The organism is Enterobacter sp. KBR-315C3_2022 (assembly GCF_041399425.1).
Classification (GTDB): domain Bacteria; phylum Pseudomonadota; class Gammaproteobacteria; order Enterobacterales; family Enterobacteriaceae; genus Enterobacter.
This window is the reverse complement of the sequence record NZ_JBGKEB010000001.1, coordinates 464,485-479,833: the sequence shown is the minus strand read 5'-3', so window position 1 is coordinate 479,833 and position 15,349 is coordinate 464,485. Positions and strand designations below refer to the sequence as shown.

The following is a 15,349-nucleotide window of genomic DNA, read 5'->3' as shown; positions in this document are numbered from 1 at the left end:
GCCGGGAGAGTATCGTTACACTGGTAAAAGATTCACGATATAAATAGTTTGAGAAGAAAAATGAAAAAGCTTGTTGCAGTCTCTTTATTCAGCCTGATCGTTGCGGGCTGCGTTAATCCGGGCAAAGCCTCCGTTCAGCCCGACCAGCTTCAGAACCACCGTTTTGTTCTGGAAAACGTAAACGGCAAAGCCGTAAAGGCCGCGTCAGCGCAGCCTGAAATCAGCTTTAGTGCAGAGCACGATTTGAGCCTGATTAAGAATATCGCCGTCTCAGGCGCAATGTGTAACCGATTCACCGGACAGGGCAAATTGTCCGAGGGCGAGCTAAAGGTCAAAGACCTTGCCATGACCCGCAGGCTCTGCACGGAACCGCAGCTGAACGAACTCGATAACACCCTTAGCGAGATGTTGAGTAAGGGCGCACAGGTCGATCTGACTGAAGATCAGCTCACGCTGGCAACCGCCGATCGGTCGCTGGTCTTTAAGCGCGCGGACTAATCAGTAATTTCCGCAGCTGCCCACGGCGAGCGACTGTTCACTGCAGCGCTTGCCGTTGGGCAGCGCGCACATGCCGGTTGACGTGCCGTCGAGCTGGCGCGCAACGGACAGCGAACCGCCAATCATTGCGCAGTTGGCCTGGCCTGAACTGGACATTGCCGCCTTCATGCCCGGCGACACGTGCGCCGCGGTAGCCTGCTGAACGGGCTCACTGCTGCATGCTGACAATAATAACGCGGCACATCCTACCCAAAACGCTGAACGCATGACCTCTCCCCCATAAAAAAGTGCGAAACCTAAGCATCATAGGCATCACCCGCCGTGCCGTCGAGAGCGCAAGTGCGTATTTATGCGCTCCTGAAACAATTTCTCGCAATTTTTCTGCCAAAAGTTTGATCTACACATTGATGACGAGAATACCCAGGACACAAAAGCGAAAATCGGAAAAACCGAGCTTTGCTAGAATAGAGAGATAATATTCAGGGTCTGAGGACAAAATCAGGCCCCTCTTTTTGCGCAATGTAAGGGTGTCGTTCTATGCAAACTATCGACGGTAATGGTGCAGTCGCGTCAGTCGCGTTTCGTACCAGCGAAGTTATCGCCATCTACCCAATTACGCCAAGTTCAACCATGGCGGAACAGGCGGACGCCTGGGCCGGGAATGGGCTAAAAAACGTCTGGGGCGATGTCCCACGCGTCGTGGAAATGCAGTCTGAGGCGGGGGCAATCGCCACCGTTCACGGCGCGCTGCAGACCGGCGCGCTGTCAACGTCGTTTACCTCCTCGCAGGGATTGCTGCTGATGATCCCAACCTTATACAAGCTGGCCGGGCAGCTGACGCCGTTTGTTCTCCACGTCGCCGCGCGCACCGTGGCAACGCACGCGCTCTCCATTTTTGGCGATCACTCCGACGTGATGGCCGTACGCCAGACCGGCTGCGCGATGCTCTGCGCCAGCAGCGTGCAGGAAGCGCAGGATTTCGCGCTGATTTCGCATGTGGCGACCCTCAAAAGCCGCGTGCCGTTTATTCATTTCTTTGATGGTTTCCGCACCTCTCACGAGATCAACAAAATCGTCCCCCTGGCGGACGACACGATCCTGAATTTGCTCCCGCAGGCGGAAATCGACGCGCACCGCGCGCGGGCGTTGAACCCCGAACATCCTGTTATTCGCGGCACTTCCGCCAACCCGGACACCTATTTCCAGTCCCGCGAGGCCACCAACCCGTGGTACGACGCGGTTTACGCCCACGTTGAGCAGGCGATGGACGACTTTGCCGCCGCCACTGGGCGCGAATATAAGCCGTTTGAATATTACGGCCATCCGCAGGCGGAACGCGTGATCGTGCTGATGGGCTCGGCGATTGGCACCTGCGAAGAGGTGGTGGACGAACTGCTGACCCGCGGTGAAAAGGTGGGCGTGCTGAAGGTACGCCTCTATCGCCCGTTCTCGGCGAAGCATTTGCTCTCCGCGCTGCCGGAAACCGCGCGTACCGTTGCGGTTCTGGACCGCACCAAAGAGCCGGGGGCGCACGCCGAGCCGCTCTATCTTGACGTGATGACCGCGCTGGCGGAAGCCTTCAACAGCGGCGAGCGCGAAACGCTGCCGCGCGTCATCGGCGGCCGCTACGGTTTGTCCTCCAAAGAGTTTGGCCCGGACTGCGTGCTCGCGGTGTTCAACGAGCTGAGCGAAGCGAAGCCGAAGCCGCGCTTCACGGTCGGTATTTACGATGATGTGACCAATCTCTCCCTGCCCCTGCCGGAAAACACCCTGCCCGCAACGGCAAAGCTGGAGGCGCTGTTCTACGGCCTGGGCAGCGACGGCAGCGTCTCGGCGACCAAGAACAACATCAAGATCATCGGTAATTCAACGCCGTGGTATGCCCAGGGCTACTTCGTCTATGACTCCAAAAAAGCGGGCGGATTGACCGTTTCCCACCTGCGCGTGAGCGAGCAGCCTATCCGCTCGGCGTATTTAATTTCGCAGGCCGATTTTGTCGGCTGCCACCAGCTGCAGTTTATCGATAAATACCAGATGGCGGAGCGCCTCAAGCCGGGCGGGATTTTCCTGATTAACACGCCGTACGGGGCGGATGAGGTCTGGAGCCGTCTGCCCCAGGAGGTGCAGGCCGTGCTGAACCAGAAAAAAGCGCGCCTGTTCGTGGTTAACGCCGCGAAGATTGCGCGCGAGTGCGGCCTGGGCGCGCGCATTAACACCGTCATGCAGATGGCCTTCTTCCATCTGACCAATATTCTGCCGGGCGACAGCGCGCTGGTGGAGCTTCAGGGCGCGATCGCTAAAAGCTACAGCAGTAAAGGCCAGGAGCTGGTTGAGCGCAACTGGCAGGCGCTGGCGCTGGCCCGCGAATCGCTGTTCGAAGTGCCGCTCCAGCAGGTCAATGCCGCGAGCCCTAACCGCCCGCCGGTGGTCTCCGACGCGGCGCCGGACTTCGTGAAAACCGTGACCGCCGCGATGCTGGCCGGGCTGGGCGATGCCCTTCCCGTCTCCGCGCTGCCGCCGGACGGCACCTGGCCCGTGGGCACCACGCGCTGGGAAAAACGCAATATCGCCGAAGAGATCCCGATCTGGAAAGAGGAGCTGTGCACCCAGTGCAACCACTGCGTGGCGGCCTGCCCGCACTCGGCGATCCGCGCCAAGGTGGTCTCTCCTGACGAGATGGAAACCGCACCGGCCAGCCTGCACTCGCTGGACGTGAAGTCCCGCGATATGCGCGGCCAGAAATACGTTCTGCAGGTGGCACCGGAAGATTGCACCGGCTGTAACCTGTGCGTCGAGGTATGCCCGGCGAAAGATCGTCAGAACCCGGAAATCAAAGCCATCAATATGATGTCGCGCCTGGAGCACGTTGAAGAGGAAAAGGTGAATTACGATTTCTTCCTCGGCCTGCCGGAAATCGACCGCAGCAAGCTCGAGCGCATCGATATTCGCACCTCGCAGCTGATCACCCCGCTGTTCGAGTACTCCGGCGCCTGCTCCGGCTGCGGCGAAACGCCGTACATCAAGCTGCTGACGCAGCTTTACGGCGACCGCATGCTCATCGCTAACGCCACGGGCTGTTCATCGATTTACGGCGGTAATCTGCCCTCCACGCCGTACACGACCGACGAAAACGGCCGCGGCCCGGCGTGGGCGAACTCGCTGTTCGAAGATAACGCGGAATTTGGCCTGGGCTTCCGCCTGACCGTAGACCAGCACCGCGCGCGCGTGATGCGCCTGCTGGAACAGTTTGCAGATAAGATCCCGGCAGAATTGAATGACGCGCTGCACGCGGACGCCACGCCGGAGGTTCGCCGTGCACAGGTCACCGAGCTGCGCGCTGCCCTTCAGGGCGTGGACGGCGCGGAACAGCTGCTGACCGACGCCGACGCGCTGGTGGAGAAATCCATCTGGCTGATTGGCGGCGACGGCTGGGCATACGATATCGGCTTTGGCGGGCTGGACCACGTGATGAGCCTGACCGAAAACGTCAACATCCTGGTGCTGGACACGCAGTGCTACTCCAACACCGGCGGCCAGGCGTCAAAAGCGACCCCGCTCGGTGCGGTGACCAAATTTGGCGAGCACGGTAAGCGCAAGGCACGTAAAGATCTCGGCGTCAGCATGATGATGTACGGGCATGTTTATGTTGCGCAGATCTCGCTGGGCGCGCAGCTGAACCAGACGGTGAAGGCAATTCAGGAGGCGGAAGCCTATCCGGGGCCGTCGCTGATCATCGCCTACAGCCCGTGCGAGGAGCATGGCTACGATCTGGCGCTCAGCCACGATCAGATGCGCCAGCTCACCGCAACCGGCTTCTGGCCGCTGTATCGCTTCGACCCTCGCCGCGCGGATGAAGGCAAGCTGCCGCTGGCGCTGGATTCACGTCCGCCGTCGGACGCGCTGGCAGAGACGCTAATGCAGGAGCAGCGCTTCCGCCGCCTTAACGCGCAGCAGCCGGACGTGGCGGAACAGCTCTGGAAGGACGCGGCAGCCGATCTGCAAAAACGCTATGACTTCCTGGCGCAGATGGCCGGGAAAGCGGAAAAATCCCCAAGCGAATAATCGTCTATGCCCGGCCAGTCCGGGCATTTTTTCGCCAAAAAAAAGCCCGAAGTCTCAACTTCGGGCTAATCCAAATTAATCATGAATACTGTTTAATTATAAGAACAATATTCATTTTTGTTATGGATGAAGAAATCTTAAAGGCATATAACGGGAAAGATATTACTCCTTTACGTAATTGTTGAATAATTTTAATTTCGTATAATTAAGCTTAAATCATTCACAGAAATTATCACCATTTCTTAATACGCAATTCCTTGAGGTTTTACTCAATCGGTAACAATTATATTTTATTGTTCTTCCGCGTGAGTGATTTAGCATGGGACAACTTTCCAGCCAGGAAAGTTCACTACGCAATTAAATAATAAAACTGCAAGGAATAACAAAATGCAAAGAAAAGTACTGGCACTGATGATCCCGGCTATTTTAATGGCTGGCGCAGCACACGCAGCGGAAATTTATAACAAAGATGGCAATAAGCTGGATCTGTATGGAAAAGTAGACGGGCTGCACTACTTCTCTGACAACTCCTCTGCCGACGGCGATCAAACCTACATGCGTATGGGCTTCAAAGGCGAAACCCAGATTAACGACATGATGACGGGCTACGCCCAGTGGGAATACAACATTCAGGCCAACAACACCGAAGGTTCTGATAACCAGTCCTGGACCCGTCTTGCCTTCGCAGGCGTGAAGGTGGGCGACTATGGCTCATTCGATTATGGTCGTAACTACGGCGTGCTGTACGACGTGGAAGGCTGGACCGATATGCTGCCAGAGTTCGGCGGCGACTCCTACAGCAAAGCCGATAACTTCATGACCAACCGCGCGAACGGCGTGGCGACCTACCGCAACACCGACTTCTACGGTCTGGTGCAGGGCCTGAACTTTGCCGTTCAGTATCAGGGCACTAACGAAGGCGGCAGCAATAACGAAGAAGGGTCTGCAAGCCGCAGTGCAAACACCTACGACCAGTATGGCGTAAGCACGGGCAACGACTATCGCTATGACAATGGCGACGGCTGGGGCATTTCCTCCACCTACGATTTCGGCATGGGCTTCAGCGCGGGCGCGGCCTACACCTCCTCTGACCGTACCAACGATCAGATCATCCACAGCACGGCGGGCGGCGATAAGGCCGATGCCTGGACTGCCGGCCTGAAATATGACGCCAATAATATCTATCTGGCGACCATGTATTCTGAAACCCGCAATATGACGCCATACGGCGACGGTGACGGTGTAGCGAATAAAACGCAAAACTTCGAAGTGACCGCGCAGTACCAGTTCGATTTCGGCCTGCGCCCTGCTATTTCCTACCTGCAGTCTAAAGGCAAAGATTTGGCAAACGGCCAGGGCGACCAGGATCTGGTTAAATATGCCGACGTTGGCGCAACCTACTATTTCAATAAAAACATGTCCACCTACGTGGATTATAAAATCAACCTGCTGGACGAAGACAAGCAGTTCTACAAAGACAACGGTATCAGCACCGATGACGTTGTAGCGCTGGGACTGGTTTATCAGTTCTGATGCAAATAGCCCGCCTCCGTGCGGGCTATCTCTTTAGTTAGCGGGAACAGTATAAATCCGCTTTGTTACAGCTTGCCTGGTTTAACGCTTCTGTAAGATGATAGGCCTTCCGCCATCGCTGTATGAGGCTCACGTCATGGTGCATCATCCCGTAAAATCTTCACGAATTGCCTCGATCGGCTACGATGAACCCAGCGCTACACTGGAAATCCGCTTCCGCGACCGTACGCTCATTCAATATCAGCACGTCCCGGCGCGAATTTTTTCTGATTTTTTGCGCGTGGTGTCAAAAGGTCGCTTTTACGATGGGGTTGTTAAGGGAAAGTTTAAGGAAAACATATTACAGTGACAGCAGTCCCTCATTTGATAAGGATGTCCGTGTGTTTATCCGTTTATCACTGGTCCTGCTGGCACTGTTAAGCTGCGTCTGGATTGCGCTAATCTTTGATTTCGGCGGCATAGTGCAACATCTCGGCGACCTGCTAAACGCTCTGGATGCTGACTAATTCACGTCCTTTTTCCGGAATGAGATATAGCCCAGAACGCCACTGCTCGCACCGTCCAAAGGATGATTAACGCCGTCGGTGACCGTCACTTCTGCAAAATCAAACGGTGAAACGTTTTCAAAGCACGCGACGTTCACGCCGTACTGATCGGGATTCGATCGCCGCTGGTGAAACGTATATATTCCGCAGACCGAGCAGAAGAAATGACGCGCGGTTTTGGTGTTAAAACGATACTCCGTGAGTTTATCTTCACCCCGAGTGACCGTAATTCCCGTTAAGGGCGCCGAAACGGCAATCGCCCCTCGCATCCGACAATAAGAACAGTTACATCGACGCGCGGTATTAAACCCGTCGGTCAGTTCCACCGTGAAGGTTACCGCCCCACAGTGGCACTGCGCATTGCGCTTTTCTGCCATCGTTACACCCCTTTTCTTACCAGTTCAGCGGCCTTGAGAAACACCTCGTCTTCGACGCCATCGCCCTTTTGCCTGCCGAGCCTGACCAGCTCCGCCACGATACTCTCACAGCTGATGGGCCTTTGCGCCGAAACGAGTCCAATGACCGCGGCACCGATTGCCAGCCCAACTAATCCCGTTTGTTCATCTTTGTTCTTCATGCGAAAGCTCCCTGATATCCAACAAAAGAGTAGCAGGAGTAACGTAAAATGCCTGTGTCATCTCCGCTATACCCTGCATTCAATGAGGAATTCTTTCAGCCGATCGCCGCGTTCCTTTACTCATTCGGCTGCACGCTTTTATGGGCAACACTTTCCCGCGAGAGACGCCAGAAATCGTGACCGGCTGGATATTGATATAAACGCAGGGAGAATTTTTCAGCGATAGCGGTTATATACTCAAAAATAGCCGACTGGGTATTTTCATAGTCCATCCACAGCGTTGACGAGGTGAAGCAGTAAATTTCCAGCGGAATGCCGGACGCCGATGGCTTCAGCGTCCGCACCACAATATACATATCCTTAATGACGTCCGGCCTCTCGGCCAGGTAAGCCATCATATAGTGGCGAAACAGCGTTAGGTTTGTAAGCCCGTTATCAATAAACCAGCTGTCCGGGATCCCCAGCGGATCGCGCCCATCGACCAGCTTTGCCAGCGGTTCGCTCACGCCGCGGATGGCGAGCATGGGCACCAGAATCTCCTGTGTGAGAAACGTAACGGAGTGCTGATCGATGGTTGTGCTGCGCATAATCCGGCGCGCGCCGGACGAAAACATCGCCTGCCAGTTGGTATAGGTTTCAGTAAGGAAGTTTTTGGTTGGAATGCGCGAGATCGTATTATCCCAGTTGCGTATCGTAATCGTGTGCAACGCAATGTCGGTCACTTCTCCGCTCAGGCCTCTGTCCGGCATCTCAATCCAGTCCCCCAGTTGAAGCACGTCGTTCGATGAAAGCTGCACGTTGGCGACCAGGGAAAGCAGGGTGTGCTGGAAAACCAGCATCAGCACCGCCGCCACCGCGCCGAGGCTGGAGATAATGATGGCGGGTGATTTATTCGACATCACGGCGATAATCATGATAGCCGCGATGATATGCACCAGAATTTTCCCTATCTGGATATACCCTTTAATCGAGTGATTTTTTCTTTTGGTTTTGCGTAAATAGGAGCTATTTACGATGTCCAGCATTTCATTAAAGAAGACGGACAGAAAAACAAAGAACAATATCCCGCAGATGGTATTTATCGCCGTCACCAGCGAGGCTGGCATATTCGGCATGAACTGCAGAACGTAATAAACAATAATAACGGGAACGAAGTTGGAGAGCTTTTCAGCTATCCGGCGATCCTTCTCCAGCGGCACATCCTGCTTATGGCTCGCAAAGAACACTCTTCTCACGACTTTAATCAGCAGAAATTTGCACATAATATGGGCAAAGAATCCGGAGATAATCAGCAGTATAATGTTGAAACCAATCGCCAGCGCGGGGTTGCCTTCAATAAAGGTTAATAAATAGTCCAGATACGCCATCGTCCCTCACCTGCGTTGCCTGTCGATTTGAATAATCGATAATCAGACATTTATTATACAAAAATTTAACTCATTCGCATCATGGCATGACGCGGTTAAGCACGTCTACGCCGCAGGCATCCGCCACGGCCCGCATCGCGCAACAACGGTATGTGGGATTAAGCTAAAAACGTGCTGGTATTCGTCGCTGCAATCCGTACCATAATGCGAAGTTGGCGCCCTGGTGGCCGTTTGCGCCCTGCGGGTGCCCCATTTGAGATTTGAGTAAATTATAAATGTCGCAAAATCAAGAGATTACAAAGAAAGATCAGTACAACCTGAACAAGCTGCAAAAGCGACTGCGCCGTAACGTTGGCGAAGCCATTGCAGACTTCAACATGATTGAAGAAGGCGACCGCATCATGGTTTGCCTTTCAGGGGGTAAGGACAGCTATACGATGCTGGAGATCCTGCGCAATCTTCAGCAAAGCGCACCGGTGAAATTTTCCCTGGTGGCGGTCAACCTTGACCAGAAACAGCCGGGCTTCCCGGAGCATATTCTGCCGGAGTATCTCGAGACGCTGGGCGTTGAGTATAAAATCGTCGAAGAAAATACCTATGGCATCGTTAAAGAGAAGATCCCCGAAGGGAAAACGACCTGCTCTCTCTGCTCTCGCCTGCGCCGCGGCATTTTGTACCGCACCGCGACCGAGCTGGGCGCAACCAAAATTGCCCTCGGCCACCACCGCGACGATATTCTGCAAACGCTGTTCCTGAATATGTTCTACGGCGGAAAAATGAAGGGTATGCCGCCGAAGCTGATGAGCGACGACGGAAAGCACATCGTTATTCGCCCTCTTGCCTACTGCCGCGAGAAAGACATTGAGCGCTTCTCTCAGGCGAAAGGCTTCCCGATCATTCCATGTAACCTGTGCGGCTCGCAGCCAAACCTGCAGCGTCAGGTGATCGGCGATATGCTGCGCGACTGGGACAAGCGCTATCCGGGCCGCATTGAAACCATGTTCAGCGCGATGCAGAACGTGGTCCCTTCGCACCTCGCGGATATCGAGCTGTTTGACTTCAAAGGCATTAATCACGATTCAGACGTGGTGAACGGCGGTGATTTAGCGTTCGACCGCGAAGAGATCCCGATGCAGCCTGCGGGCTGGCAGCCGGAAGAAGATGACGCGCAGTTCGACGAACTGCGTTTGAACGTTGTCGAAGTGAAGTAAAAAATCAGGCGTCTCAGAAACCGTTTCTGAGACGCTTTTAACGCTTACTTCAGCAGGCGAACCCGGCAGGTCTTCCCTTTGATTTTCCCGCCCTGCAGCTGCTTCCAGGCCTTGTGCGCAACAGGCTGGCGGACCGCCACGTAAACGTGAGCCGGATGTACCGCAATCTTTCCGATATCAGCCCCGTCCAGACCAATATCTCCCGTTAACGCACCCAGCACGTCGCCCGGGCGCATCTTGGCTTTTTTGCCGCCGTCGATGCAAAGCGTCGCCATTTCGGCTTCCAGCGGAACAAGGCTAACCCCGGCTGGCGCGCTGACCCAGTTCAGCTTGAGCTGCAGCATTTCAGAAAGAATGTTGGCGCGCTGCGCTTCATCCGGGGCGCAGAAGCTGATCGCCAGGCCGCTGTTACCGGCACGAGCGGTACGGCCGATGCGGTGAACGTGCACTTCCGGATCCCAGGCCAGCTCGAAGTTGACCACCATCTCGAGGGATTTAATGTCCAGCCCGCGCGCCGCGACGTCCGTAGCAACCAGAATGCGCGCGCTGCCGTTGGCGAAGCGCACCAGGGTCTGATCGCGATCGCGCTGCTCCAGATCGCCGTGCAGGGATAAGGCGCTCTGTCCGGCCGCATTCAGGGCATCGCATACCGCCTGGCAGTCCTTTTTAGTGTTGCAAAAAACGACGCAGGAGGCGGGCTGGTGCTGGCTGAGCAGCTTTTGCAGCAGCGGAATTTTACCGTGCTGGGACGTTTCAAAAAACTGCTGCTCGATGGAAGGCAGCGCATCAACGCTGTCGATCTCGATGGTCAGCGGGTTCTGCTGCACGCGCCCGCTGATGGCGGCAATGGCCTCAGGCCAGGTGGCAGAGAACAGCAGCGTCTGACGGCCTGCCGGAGCGAAGCGAATCACTTCATCGATGTCGTCGCTAAAGCCCATATCCAGCATGCGGTCCGCTTCGTCCATCACCAGCGTTTGCAGCGCGTCGAGCGAGATGGTGCCCTTCTGCAGGTGATCGAGCAGGCGGCCCGGCGTTGCCACGATGATGTGCGGCGCGTGCTGGAGAGAATCACGCTGTGCGCCAAACGGCTGCCCGCCGCAGAGCGTCAGAATTTTGGTGTTGGGCAGAAAGCGCGCCAGTCGACGCAGCTCCCCCGCCACCTGGTCGGCCAGCTCGCGGGTCGGGCACAGGATCAGCGACTGGGTTTTAAACAAACCGGCATCAATATGCTGCAACACGCCCAGGCCAAACGCGGCCGTTTTCCCGCTGCCCGTTTTAGCCTGCACGCGGACATCGCGTCCTTCAAGAATGGCAGGCAGTGCGGCAGCCTGCACGGGGGTCATGGTGAGATAGCCCAACTCGTTGAGATTCTCAAGCTGGGCGGCAGGCAGAACATTAAGCGTAGAAAAAGCGGTCACAATAGTCTCTCGTGGTCATTATCGCAGACGGATGACGCGTATCCTCGCAGATCTCCGCTAACGATGCGACATTTTAATCGGCTCTTCGTCTGGCGGCGGGTCCGGCATCGGCTGCGGGCGCGGAATGGGATCGGGCATCGGCGTCGGGTCGGTGGGGACCGGATCGGACTGGCGTACGTTCAGTTGTAACATAATCATTTGCTCCAGCGTTGTGGGGTGCTCTTTTAGGGTAGACGCTGAGTAGCCAGAGGCAAATAAAAGACGCACAGCAGGTAGGTGAATCGATGGCAAGCGGCAGTAGACGCGGCTTTCAGGACTTGCTTTGGTCAATATGGAAGAAAGACAGGATAAACAGGCATTACAGACTTTCTCTTTAAATCCGAGAAAGCCTGTAATAGGGATGTCATTAACTATAACGCTCTTATTTTTTTATAAACGCTAAAATGTCTTTGTTAATAACATCTGCGTGTGACGTGTGCATGCCGTGCGGGAAGCCTTCGTAAATCTTAAGTTCATTATTCTTAATGAGCTTATTTTGCAGTAATGCAGCGTTTTTATAAGGCACAACCTGGTCGTCATCACCTTGCATTACCAGTACCGGGACGGTTAACGCTTTGAGATCTTCAGTTTGGTCTGTTTCTGAGAAAGCCTTAATGCCTTCATAATGTGCCTTAGCACTGCCCATCATTCCCTGACGCCACCAGTTCGTGATGGTTCCCTGAGAAACGTCTGCCCCGGATCGATTGAACCCGTAAAAAGGCCCGCTGGCGACATCAAAATAAAATTGTGAGCGATTTGCTGCCAGCGACTTTCTGAACTCATCAAACACGCTGACTGGCGTACCTTCAGGATTGTTCTCAGTTTTGACCATCAGTGGAGGAACTGAACTTATCAGAACAGCTTTGGCAACGCGCCCCTGCGGCTGGCCGTATTTAGCAACATATCTCGCAACCTGCCCACCGCCCGTCGAGTGGCCAATGTGAATGGCGTTCTGTAAATCAAGAGATTTTACAACGGCATCGACATCAGCGGCATAATGATCCATGTCGTGTCCATCGCTGACCTGATCGGAACGGCCGTGACCGCGCCGGTCGATGGCTACCACTCGGTATCCTTGCGCCAGGAAGAACATCATTTGGTTATCCCAGTCATCCGCGCTTAACGGCCATCCATGATGAAAAACGATAGGCTGAGCATCATGAGAACCCCAATCTTTATAGAAAATATTTACACCATCTTGCGTCTTGGCATACGTCATATCAGCACTCCTGACAATGTATTGATGAAGAGAGATCTTCACGCATTTTGGCAATCAACAGATGTTAACGTTATATTGCCCCCTTAAGGGTAGAGCAACACGGTAGATGTACAAGAAAAAACAGAAATTAATACTAAGATTTATCTTAAGCTCATAATAATCATAGAATTCAGATTTAAAAGAGGTGATTTTATAGAAATGGCGCTTTTGTCAGCTCTTATTTTTTGGAAACTATAGAATATATATTCCGGAATTAACCGAATAATACGGATAACGTTCTCAAAATCTTAATTTAATTTTGAATAAACCAGGCTGACGCACAGGATGCCAACTTGCCATAATGACTGCCGGACGCTCAGCGGCTGATGGGATGTGAACTCAAAGGGGATGAATGTAGGTTGAGGCCAGCGCGTAACGCCCTCTCGGTTCGCAGGTAAAACGTAAAGACAAAAAAAAGCCGACTAATTTAGTCGGCGTCGTACGAATCAATTGTGCTATGCAGTAATTCAAAAAAAGGAAGTAAGACAATATGGAGCGCAACGCCCATCGCTTGACGTTGCATTCACCTGCGGGACTAATAGTGCACCTTACGAGGTCGATGTTTATTGACCTCGCTCAATTAAAATGTCGTTTTGAGGCGCGTAAAGCGGCGAAAAAGCACAATTTTACAACCATTTACTGCGATGCAACCACCATGTTACACCCCCAATCAAAACAACTAACATGATGCAAAACGCGGAAAAACCGTACCGGTAAGCCCCGCCCGGTATCCCGCCCAGGTTGACGCCGAATAGCCCGGTCAAGAAGGTGCTCGGTAAAAACACCATCGCCATAAGCGACATGGTATACGTTCGTCGCGCGAGCGATTCCTGCATCACCTGCGCAATTTCATCCGCCATCACGGCGGTTCTGGCGATACAGGAGTCGATCTCGTCCAGGCCGCGCCCGAGACGGTCGGCAATATCCTGCATTCTGCGGCGGTGATCGTCATTCATCCAGCTCAGGCGCTCGCTCGCAAGGCGGGCGTAAACGTCACGCTGCGGCGTCATGTAGCGGCGCATCACGATCAGCTGTTTACGCAGCAGCGCCAGAAAGCCGCGCGGCGGAATTTGCTGATCGAGCAGATTATCCTCAAGATCGATGATCTTATCGTGCAGCTCCTCAATGAACTCGCTGGCGTGATCGGTCAGCGCGTCACACACGTCCACCAGCCAGCTGCCGCAGTCGGTCGGGCCCGTTCCCTCTTTCAGATCGTTGACCACGTCATCAAGCGCAAGTACCTTGCGCTGGCGGGTAGAGACAATCAGCCTTTCATCCATATAGAGCCGCATCGCAACGAGCTGATCGGGGCGTTCGTCGGTGCTGCCATTGATACAGCGCAGCGTGATCAGCGTCCCCTCGCCCATGCGGCTGACGCGCGGCCGCAGGCTTTCTCCTGCCAGGGCGTCGCGAACGTTATTCGGCAGCAGCGGCGTCGTTTCTAACCACTGCGCGCTGTCGGGATGGGTATAGTTCAGGTGCAACCAGCAGGGATGTTGACCGTCAATGTCATCACTGTTTTCCAGCGGCCTCGCGCCGCCGCGCCCGTCAAACACCCACGCAAAAACCGCGTCAGGAACGTTAACTTCAGATCCTTTAATGCTCTCCACACCGCCTCCACCTATGATCTCTTTCGGTGTCAGTCTAGCTTTCGCTCATCGTTAAGCAATATTTATGTGCCCATCACGCTGAATAGGCTCAGAAATCGACCGGGGCGAAAAGCAAAAGCCGGGTTCGACCCGGCTAGTGTTTGTCAGAATGAGGAGGTGGAGTGCGTGGACAGCAGCGGTTGCGGCTTGAACCGCGGCATGCGCGCGCCCTGCGCGGCATCACCCTCAAGGTGGAAGTTACGCGTCCGGCTCTGCAGCTCAATCACCTGATTGCGCAGAACGTCGGACGAACCGTTTAGTTCTTCCGCCATGGCCACATTGCTCTGCGTAACGCGCTCGAGTTCAGAAAGTGCAAGTGTGATTTGCGAAATGCCCTTCTCCTGCTCTGACGTTGAGGCCGAAATGTCGTCCATCAGCTTGCTGACGTTGCTCGACCCCGCCACAATCTCCTGCATATTTTTTTCTGCCTGCGACACCACGGTTACGCCCTGCGTCACGTTGCTGCTGGTGACGTCGATAAGCGTTTTGATATTTTTGGCCGCCTCAGCGCTACGGTGCGCAAGGCTTCTCACCTCACCGGCAACAACGGAGAATCCTTTTCCGTGATCGCCTGCCCTGGCAGCCTCAACGGCCGCGTTAAGAGCAAGAATATTGGTCTGGAAAGCGATGCCATCAATAAGCGTGATGATCTCCGTCATTTGCTGCGCGCATTCGGTAATGGACTGCATGTTATTAGCCACCTGCCCCATTAGCTCGCCGCCTTTGCGCGCCTGAAGCGTCGCCGCACTCGCCTGCTCACTGGCGAGGCGGGTATTATCCGCATTGTTTTTCGTGCTCGCCGCCATCTGCTCCATGCTGGCTGCCGTTTGCACCAGTGAAGCTGACTGCTGCTCCGTCTTGACAGAAAGCTGGGCGCTGCGCGAAGAGAGCTGCTCTGAGAGCGTCATGGCAGTTTGCGAAGATGACCTTATCTCACTCACCAGCGTAGCGATATTGCTGGATAAGCTATTAATTCCCGGAATCAAACGCCCGGCGCAGTTATTGCCAAACTCGGGAATCGAAACCGCAAGATTACCGGCCGTGACTTCTTCAATACTTTTTTTCACAGTATTGATCGGCGTCACAAGATATTTCGTCATGTAGGCCCACAGCAGGAATAACATGGTGAAATTTATAACGTTGATGGTAACTGAAAGCACGGCGCTGTTTGAAAATAAAGCTGTTACGCCTG

14 protein-coding genes are annotated in these 15,349 nt (G+C 54.4%); 5 read left to right on the top strand and 9 right to left on the bottom strand.

The genetic code is table 11. The annotated features are described in order from the left end of the window. Window positions 1-60 precede the first annotated feature (60 nt). Window positions 61-498, top strand: a complete 438-nt coding sequence (gene hslJ / locus AB8804_RS02415) for a heat shock protein HslJ (RefSeq protein WP_371182635.1) — start codon at window positions 61-63, stop codon at window positions 496-498. Here the strand turns inward: hslJ and AB8804_RS02410 are convergent, their stop codons facing one another. After that, window positions 499-765 carry a DUF333 domain-containing protein gene (locus AB8804_RS02410; protein ID WP_371182633.1) on the bottom strand — a complete coding sequence of 89 codons (267 nt, stop codon included), beginning with the start codon at window positions 763-765 and terminating at the stop codon, window positions 499-501. It lies immediately after the preceding gene. Between the two features lie 270 nt (window positions 766-1,035). Here AB8804_RS02410 and nifJ point away from each other — a divergent pair, with 270 nt between their 5' ends. The 3 genes from nifJ (at window position 1,036) to AB8804_RS02395 (ending at window position 6,442) form a co-directional block, all read left to right on the top strand. After that, window positions 1,036-4,560: a pyruvate:ferredoxin (flavodoxin) oxidoreductase gene (gene nifJ, locus AB8804_RS02405; RefSeq protein WP_371182631.1), complete on the top strand. Its 3,525-nt coding sequence runs from the start codon at window positions 1,036-1,038 to the stop codon at window positions 4,558-4,560. 387 nt (window positions 4,561-4,947) lie between these two features. Continuing rightward, entirely contained in the window at window positions 4,948-6,093 is a 1,146-nt protein-coding gene (gene ompC, locus AB8804_RS02400) for a porin OmpC (protein ID WP_371182629.1), read from the top strand. 136 nt (window positions 6,094-6,229) lie between these two features. Further along, window positions 6,230-6,442 (top strand): KTSC domain-containing protein, encoded by a 213-nt coding sequence (locus AB8804_RS02395; RefSeq protein WP_371182627.1) that lies wholly within the window; start codon window positions 6,230-6,232, stop codon window positions 6,440-6,442. A 153-nt stretch (window positions 6,443-6,595) separates the two neighbouring features. On the opposite strand, the gene AB8804_RS02390 is transcribed toward AB8804_RS02395, so the two are convergent. The 3 genes from AB8804_RS02390 to AB8804_RS02380 form a co-directional block, all read right to left on the bottom strand. Then, complete coding sequence (locus AB8804_RS02390; RefSeq protein WP_371182625.1) at window positions 6,596-7,015, bottom strand: GFA family protein; 420 nt, start codon at window positions 7,013-7,015, stop codon at window positions 6,596-6,598. A gap of 2 nt (window positions 7,016-7,017) precedes the next feature. Next, window positions 7,018-7,215 (bottom strand): hypothetical protein, encoded by a 198-nt coding sequence (locus AB8804_RS02385; protein WP_371182623.1) that lies wholly within the window; start codon window positions 7,213-7,215, stop codon window positions 7,018-7,020. Window positions 7,216-7,331: 116 nt separating this feature from the next. After that, entirely contained in the window at window positions 7,332-8,582 is a 1,251-nt protein-coding gene (locus AB8804_RS02380; protein WP_371182621.1) for a mechanosensitive ion channel family protein, read from the bottom strand. Between the two features lie 275 nt (window positions 8,583-8,857). On the opposite strand from AB8804_RS02380, the gene ttcA reads away from it, so the two are divergent. After that, window positions 8,858-9,793: a tRNA 2-thiocytidine(32) synthetase TtcA gene (ttcA, locus tag AB8804_RS02375; protein WP_371182619.1), complete on the top strand. Its 936-nt coding sequence runs from the start codon at window positions 8,858-8,860 to the stop codon at window positions 9,791-9,793. A gap of 44 nt (window positions 9,794-9,837) precedes the next feature. Here ttcA and dbpA read toward each other — a convergent pair whose 3' ends face one another. The 5 genes from dbpA to AB8804_RS02350 form a co-directional block, all read right to left on the bottom strand. Next, entirely contained in the window at window positions 9,838-11,211 is a 1,374-nt protein-coding gene (dbpA, locus tag AB8804_RS02370; protein ID WP_371182616.1) for an ATP-dependent RNA helicase DbpA, read from the bottom strand. Between the two features lie 57 nt (window positions 11,212-11,268). Then, window positions 11,269-11,403, bottom strand: a complete 135-nt coding sequence (locus tag AB8804_RS02365) for a hypothetical protein (RefSeq protein ID WP_371182614.1) — start codon at window positions 11,401-11,403, stop codon at window positions 11,269-11,271. Between the two features lie 229 nt (window positions 11,404-11,632). Continuing rightward, the gene (locus tag AB8804_RS02360; protein ID WP_371182612.1) at window positions 11,633-12,469 is read right to left on the bottom strand and encodes an alpha/beta fold hydrolase; all 837 of its coding nucleotides are present in this window, start codon (window positions 12,467-12,469) and stop codon (window positions 11,633-11,635) included. Window positions 12,470-13,134: 665 nt separating this feature from the next. Beyond that, window positions 13,135-14,118, bottom strand: a complete 984-nt coding sequence (gene zntB, locus AB8804_RS02355) for a zinc transporter ZntB (protein WP_371182610.1) — start codon at window positions 14,116-14,118, stop codon at window positions 13,135-13,137. A 143-nt stretch (window positions 14,119-14,261) separates the two neighbouring features. Further along, on the bottom strand, window positions 14,262-15,281 hold the full coding sequence (locus AB8804_RS02350) for a methyl-accepting chemotaxis protein (RefSeq protein WP_371182607.1): 1,020 nt from the start codon (window positions 15,279-15,281) through the stop codon (window positions 14,262-14,264). Window positions 15,282-15,349 lie beyond the last annotated feature (68 nt).